Annotated in this window: 6 protein-coding genes; 2 read left to right on the forward strand and 4 right to left on the reverse strand. The window is 34.7% G+C overall.

Annotated elements, in window-relative coordinates; genetic code table 11:
- Nucleotides 1-122: 122 nt before the first annotated feature.
- From L866_RS0100860 to L866_RS0100875, 4 genes are all read right to left on the reverse strand, one after another.
- Nucleotides 123-1,649 (reverse strand): ABC transporter permease/substrate-binding protein, encoded by a 1,527-nt coding sequence (locus L866_RS0100860; protein ID WP_025728228.1) that lies wholly within the window; start codon nt 1,647-1,649, stop codon nt 123-125.
- Nucleotides 1,646-2,374, reverse strand: coding sequence for an ATP-binding cassette domain-containing protein (locus L866_RS0100865; RefSeq protein WP_025728230.1), 729 nt, complete (start codon nt 2,372-2,374; stop codon nt 1,646-1,648). Before L866_RS0100865 ends, L866_RS0100860 begins: the two co-directional genes overlap by 4 nt.
- A 311-nt stretch (nt 2,375-2,685) precedes the next feature.
- Nucleotides 2,686-3,030, reverse strand: coding sequence for a hypothetical protein (locus L866_RS0100870; RefSeq protein ID WP_025728232.1), 345 nt, complete (start codon nt 3,028-3,030; stop codon nt 2,686-2,688).
- A 40-nt stretch (nt 3,031-3,070) separates the two neighbouring features.
- Nucleotides 3,071-6,199, reverse strand: coding sequence for a hypothetical protein (locus tag L866_RS0100875; protein WP_025728234.1), 3,129 nt, complete (start codon nt 6,197-6,199; stop codon nt 3,071-3,073).
- Nucleotides 6,200-6,480: 281 nt separating this feature from the next.
- Between L866_RS0100875 and L866_RS0100880 the strand changes: the two genes are divergently transcribed.
- Both L866_RS0100880 and L866_RS0100885 read left to right on the forward strand, forming a co-directional pair.
- Nucleotides 6,481-7,470 carry an ABC transporter substrate-binding protein gene (locus L866_RS0100880; protein ID WP_025728236.1) on the forward strand — a complete coding sequence of 330 codons (990 nt, stop codon included), beginning with the start codon at nt 6,481-6,483 and terminating at the stop codon, nt 7,468-7,470.
- Nucleotides 7,471-7,552: 82 nt separating this feature from the next.
- Nucleotides 7,553-7,782, forward strand: a 230-nt coding sequence (locus L866_RS0100885) for a transposase (RefSeq protein WP_025728238.1), incomplete at its 3' end; no start/stop codon positions are given.

Consider the following 7,782-nt stretch of genomic DNA (forward strand, 5'->3'; position numbering starts at 1 on the left):
TTCATTCACGAAAATATTTTAAAGATTTCAAGAAGATATAATTAGCGAAGAAATAAACAAAAACGACAGATCATCCCATCTGTCGTTTTTTATTTATTTGTCTTATTGATTTAGTTTTTAAGCTATTTAACACGATTTATCAACTTATTATTTTCTAAATAAGTTTTCGCTACGCTATATGCAGATTGTCCTTCGACTTTTACCTGATAATTCATTTGAGCCATTTCTTCTTCGGTAATTTTTCCTGCTAATTGGTTCAAAATGGTCTTCAGTTCTGGGTATTTTTTCAATGTTTTTTCTTGTAATAATGGGGCTCCTTGATAAGGTGGAAAGAGCTGTTGATCGTCTTCAAGTAAGACTAAATCATATTCGACTATCTCGCTGTCTGTCGAATACGCTTCAATCAATTGGACTTCATCGTTTACAATTGCTTGATAGCGTAAAGAAGGTTCCATCGTTACAATATTTAAATCTAATCCATATTTCTTTTTCAATCCAATGGCTCCATCTTCTCGATCATTAAATTCTAACGTAAAACCAGCTTTCACCTGATCTTTTACCCGTGCTAAATCCGAGACGGTCTTCAACTGATAACGTTCTGCAAAATCACGTCGAACCGCTATAGCATATGTGTTTTGATAGGCCATTGGTTGTAATAATACGAGTTGATCTTGTTCTTTCACTCCTACTTTGGCTTGTTGATACACTTCTTTCGGATCATTTGAGAGCTTCGGTGGATTGTCTAGTAAAGACGAAGTGATTGTACCTGTAAATTCTGTATACAGATCAATATCTTCTGATTTTAACGCTTCATACAGAAAAGTCGTTTTCCCAAAATTTGGTTTGACCTTCACTTGGATATCGGACTGATCTTCAATGAGTAGCTGATACATGTGTGATAAAATCTCCGGTTCAGGTCCCAATTTACCCGCAACCGTAATCACTTGGCTATTTTGACTCATCATGCGCCAAGATTGAAATGATGCGAATAATCCCACTATGATAGCTAGAAAGACTAACATGATTCTTTTTAACTTCATTGTTTCCATTCGTTTAATTAAGAGGTTGAATACCACTGCTAACAACGCCGAACTAATGGCCCCAATTAAAATGAGCGACATGTTATTCCGATCAATTCCTAAAAGGATAAAAGATCCCATGCCTCCAGCACCGATTAATGCCGCTAAAGTAGCCGTACCAATCACAAGAACGGTGGATGTCCGAATTCCCGAAATAATGACCGGTAGAGCTAACGCAATTTGATATTTTTTTAATTTTTCACGTCGTGTCATCCCAAAGGCTTCGGCTGCTTCTTCTAATCTTGGATCAATTTGATAAAAACCTGTTACGGCATTTTGCAAGATAGGAAAGACAGCATATATCGTTAAAGCAACTACTGCAGGTAATGTACCAATCCCCATGATTGGAATAAACAATCCCAATAACGCTAAAGATGGGATGGTCTGTAATATACCAGTCACTTGTAGTACACCTTCTGTTAAACGTTTATATTTACTAATGAAGATGGCTAATGGGACGGCAATGAATATCGCAATGATTAAAGCAATTAACGATAGTTGTAGATGTTGACCTAACGCAATTAACCACTCATCATAACGCCCTATAAATGTTTGCCATAAATCCATCATACTAACTCCTCGCTTTCAAATAAGCGATACACAAAGTCATTCGCCGGCTCTTTTAAAATTTCTTCGGGTGTTGCGATTTGAACAATCGACCCTTCATTGACAATACAAATTTGTGTTGCCAGTTTCAGCGCTTCACGCATATCATGTGTGACAAATACAATTGTGATTCCTAACTCTTCATGTAATTGTTTAATTAAATCTTGCAAATCTTTACGAATTAAAGGATCTAAAGCTGAGAAAGGCTCATCCATTAATAAAACTTTAGGCTTTGTAATAATCGCACGCAAAATACCAATTCGTTGTCGTTCACCACCTGATAGTTCGTTAGGATATCGATCAATATATTCTTGAGATGGTAAACCTACTTTATCAAGCAAACGACAAACTGCTGCGTTCGTTTCTTCTTTATCCCATTTTTTCATTTCAGGAATTAGCGCAATATTTTCACCAATTGTTAAATTAGGAAAGAGTGAGCCTTCTTGCAAAACGTATCCCATATTGAAGCGGAGCTCCCTTAAATCCCACTCATGTAACGGTGTCCCCTCAAAAAGAATCTCACCATCCGTTGATTCAATTAAGCGATTCATCATTTTTAATAACGTCGTTTTCCCTGAACCAGATAATCCAACAATGACAAAAAAAGCACCGGACTCAATGGCAAAGTTCACTTGCTTAATGGTTTCGTTCTCTCCATATGTTTTAGTGACACGATTAAATTCAAACATGTTCTCCTCCTTTAGCGTTATAGCCTGATATTTTTTGATAGAAGTTTAGTGACTTTTTTTATTATCTCTTATAGTTCATTATGTCGCTTTAAGATTTTTCAATCTTTACCGGCTATATTACCTTTATTTTACCCGTATATTTAATACAAATAAAACAATTCGTCTTTTGACTTTAGTGGCGTTGTTTAATTCATACGATTAATTCATTCCAATGAGCACTACGTCCATAAAAAAACACGCTAACCTAAAGGCTAACGTGCTTTTTCGTGCGCTCTTTTAAATCGAAGCATCACTATACTATTTAGTTTCATTTACCAAATACTAATCGTTTCGGTGTATACTTTTTGATCCCCTTTTGTTGCTTCTATTACTAGGTCAGAAGGTACAAAACTTTCTCCTTTATATTTTGGATAACAAGTATAGCCGTTCACTAAATGATCTTGTATCATATGCTCAATTCGCTCATCACATCGTTCTTTTAAATCTCGATGAACGGGTGGGACAAATACAATATTCCTCGCATCATTCGTTCCATTAAAACGAGCCGGTAATAAATAAAGCTCGCTCAATTTGCCTTCCTCCACCTCTTTTATTGCTTTCTCTTTACTGTCTATATCGGTGAAATCTAGACCTGTTGCGCCATTTAAATAATCCATCATACCTGCTCCTTTCTCTTTAGAAATACTAAACTTTTATTTAATTGATACGGTCTTTTAAATCAATGTTATAAGTATAAATGTCGGGCGCATGGTAATCAAACAATACTGAATGAATTCCCTTCACTTGATCATTAAATAATAAACCATCCCCATGGTTAGATATATAAATATCCATCGTCCCATCTACCGCTCGACTATGTAATTCAATTTCAACCGGATTAATCGCTTTTAGCTCCCACTTTTTTTGTGGTGTTCTGACAATAACTTTGCCTCTAAAGATTCCACGCCTTAAATCAATAAGTTCGTCAAACATAATATAATTATATTTTAAATAATAGTATTTTTCTTTAATTTGTTTGTTTACAAATTGATGGATAGATATCTCGTTCACTTTAAACACCTGTCCAACAAAATCTTCTCTCAAATAAAATTCTGTATCGATCTTCCACAGTAATCTATTTTTGACTTTTTCTTGCTCGACCAGCTGTTCATAAAAATAAATGGTATAGGTCGTAAACGATTTAAATGATTTAATTATGGTTGGCTCTCCACTTATAAAAAATGGACTAGTAAACACTTTATTTTGACCCTCATACATTTCGAAAAAGACTTTATTTTTTCCGTGGTAATACGGCGTTATTTCTAATTTTTTGGGTTGATCATTATACTGAATCTTAGTTTTTTCTTTATTCATAACATTACTAATAAAACAATTGATTGTATATTTTTGTATTCCTTTAGACTGAAATACTAAAGATATAAATGGGGTATCATAAACCATTTGCGTTAAAAATGAAAGTGAAACTTCTTTCATAAATCCCCCATCTCGTAAAACAATATAATCGCTAAGCACTTCGCCTGTTGATGAATATACTGATAATGTATCACACATTGAATCATATAGCGTTAAAAAAGTAAGCGCGTCTATCTCTTTTAACCACAAATCTTCCCCGGTTGTACGCCAGTTAGAAGACGTTGTTTTATAAAACCCAAAATCAAAAGGTAAACAATAGACGAAAGGGTCATTATCTCTTTCAAAGAGTAAAAACTCTGGATTAAAACCCTCTCGTTTAATTTCTTCATGGAAAGGCTGATGCAATAAACTTGAAAGAACATTCACTTGAAAGGTCTCTGTATTAATCATCACTTTAGAAAACTCTAAACGACGATCAATAGCAAATGTTTCTTTCAACACACGCTTTTTTCGGCCTGATACAAATTGATTAATTTCCAACGTGTACATGCCAACTACCTGTAATGCTAGATCAATGGAATATCTTGATACTTGCCCATTTTTCATGATACGATGCGGCAGATCCATTAATTTACGACGTTTTCCATTCAGAATCACCTCGAATTTGGAAGACTGCTCATCTGTTTCAAATGCAGCTAAAGTAACGGACCGATATACTGGTATCAGTTGCGTTTCATCCATCCGTTTCACGTAACAATTGAGGTGCCGTTCTCCAAAAATACCGGATTGAAATACATGCGAAAATGAGAATAACTCATGCCCCACTTCAATCACATCGCCTACGTTAACTTCTCGATAGCCCAGCTCATAAGAATCCTGGCTAAGGAAATGATTAAATGATCCTTCCCCTTTTTTATAGCAAATATAAACGACACCCGACATTTCTGTATAATTACTTATTTCTAATCCTTGTCGATCAAACACTATATAATTTCGATAAAGTTCTGCTTGGCTATCATAGATGACTTCTTCCCCAGCCTTTAACTCATACCTTAATTGTCCTAGAGGATGCGCTAGTTCGATTCGATGGGAAACAATCCGATATCCCCCAATAATTTCTCTTAGGCGCAGTGAATGCGTTCGATAGACTAAATCATCTCCATTAAAAACTACGATAGAAAGATCTTCTTCTCTATATTTCGATTTAATACGATGATCCGGTAAATCGAGCCAAATCCTTTGGTTATCATAGGAAAAACTTGATGACCATCTCAACGGCATTCTTAATTGATGAGCATTCTCACGTGAAGAAGACTTTATCGTCTCGGCAAAAGCTTGTTTCCATCCTTCATAGCCTGTTTTTAAATAAGAAGACGCGATGTCAACTGGCTTATCCCAATAATATTGATCAATAATCTTAACGATTTGTGTACTTAATTCAATTAAATCATTTAATCCTTCATCATATTGAATTAATTGCTTCGTCGGTATGATTAATCGATATGTTTTTTGCGTTGCTTTAATCGAAATATCTTCTTTATCTGTCATATTCATTCGTAAATCATCAAAGACAAATTGAAACTCTTCATAAAGATTTTCTGGTACATCATATTCAAAATTGATTTTATAAATATCAAAAATAAAATCAAAAAAGGCAGCTAAGAAATGTTGAGGAACTAAGGCATGTTCAATCGCTACATTGATAATTCTTCTTCGACTCCCCGATTCATTTTCTCGTTTAAATTCTGATAAAATCGATCGAATGACTCCTTCGACTTGTTGCGGAGTATATTGTTGATAGATTGATGGATAATGTTTTTGAACCCATTCATAATAATTACCATCATATTCAAGTATTGCAATGAGCGCTAACGAAACAACGACCAATTCCGGTTCTCTTACCCAATGACTGTATGATTTTAACGCGAACATTAATTGGCTTTCGGCTTGTTTGTGAATGTCCGCTATCATGGTTTTATGATCTAATATTTTTAAAAGATGCATGCCAAGATTTTGTCTTTTCTTCACCCGTTCACACAAATATTCTAATGACGTGTCGTTATTTAAGCTCATCATTTGATGAGGCTTCATTGTCGTATGAGTTGCAGCTATTCCATTCAAGCTGTCCGTTGATTGTTTGGGTTGTTGCTTTAATGGATGACTATCCTTTTGAGACGATGATTTTAAATGCTTTGACAATTGTTTGTTTTTATCATGTATTGAAACTTTAGAAATTGATGGTTGGGCTTGAGCTATTTTATGTGTAAGATCCATTATTTCATGATAGTCATCACTTGTTAAACGGCGATTATTTATAACGGCTTTAACGGCTCTTAATAACTCTTGTCCATATTCTGTTTGATTGATTTCATTAATGGATAGTGCCAACCATTTTCTAAGCTCAACCACTGCCATGGGTTTTAATTTTTTATCTCGATCCATTTCACTGATTAACGATACTAACTGATTCATGCAATTCAACTCACTACCCTCATTTCCTATTTAGTCTAAATTTTATATCTAATTACTAATGATTTATGTGCAATTTAATTCTCTATCTTCAATCCTATTCTATTATATCAAACGCTTCCACAAAATGTTCAGCCTATAATTATTATATGTCAATTATTCATGAACAGTCTTTCGTAACTAACTGATAAAATCTTCTAATTATTAAGTTCATATTGTTGCTAATTAGTAATTTTAAATAATATAATGGTGTTACATAAGAAAATTTTAAAGGAGATGAATGGATGAAGAAGAAAAATTTATTACTGATTATATCACTGTTTTTAGCTATTGTATTAGTAGGATGTTCAACAGAAAGCAAACAAGAGGCTAATTCTAATGAAATTAGCTTTATGATTCCGGATTGGGGCGCGCCAACTGATGATATGCTAAAAGAATTTAAAGACGAAACAGGTATCACTGTTAACGTCATTCCAACTTCTTGGGATGATATTAGAAGTAAAATCGCTACAGCAGCAGCGGGGAATCAAGTCGCAGCAGATGTGTTTGAAGTGGATTGGTCATGGCTTGGTGAATTTCGTTCAGCTGATTGGTTAATGCCAATTGAGATGAGTGAAGAAGACATCAAAGATATGCCTACATTGAAATCATTCTCTGTTGATAACGAGATTTATGCGATTCCATACGCTAATGACTTTAGAATTGCTTACTTTAACGAAGACATGTTCAAACAAGTTGGAAAAGAAGCACCTAAGTCATGGGATGATTTATACGAAGCAGCGATGCTTTTAAAGGAAAAAGGGATTGCTAAATATCCTGTTGGACTACCACTTCGAGCTGACGAAAGCACAACGACAACACTCATGTGGTTAGCATACACTCGTAACAACATCTTCTTTAATGATGATAACACGATTAATGAAGAAGCTTTAAAAGACGGACTAGAAACAATTGATCAGTTTGTAAAAGCTGGTTTAATCGATCCAAGTAATACAGAAATATCTGGTCAACAAGTTTACGCTAAAATCTTGAATAGTGAAATTGCCTTTATGGTTGGTCCTTCATCATATGTCACTCGTGTTAACGACGATAGTCAATCTAAAGTAGTGGGACAAGTTAAACCAATCTTACTTCCAGGTAAAACAGATACTGCTCAATCTACTTTACCTTTTGCAGAAGCTGTTGGTATTTCTAAATACACTAAAAATAAAGAAGCTGCAGAAACATTTGTTAAATGGTATACATCGAAAAAGAATCAGATAAAGTCCATATAATTGTGTAAAAGATAAAAGGTCATATAAAGCTCCTTTTACGGTACAATGTTTTTACCACAAAACATACCTAGGAGGACTTTACATGACCCAAGTACATTTTACAATGAATAGAGAAGAGGTTCAAAGCATTATTGAACATTCGGTAAAAGATGATGCCTCGAAAAGCATTTTGACAACAGTGTTCAACCAATTGATGGAGAATCAACGAACAGAATATATCCAGGCCGATAACTATGAACGAGCAGAAAGTCGTCAGAGCCAAAGAAATGGCTATTATGAACGAGACTTTACCACGCGGGTAGGTACACTTCG

Origin of the sequence: Atopobacter phocae ATCC BAA-285 (genome assembly GCF_000526675.1) — a bacterium.
GTDB lineage: Bacteria > Bacillota > Bacilli > Lactobacillales > Aerococcaceae > Atopobacter > Atopobacter phocae.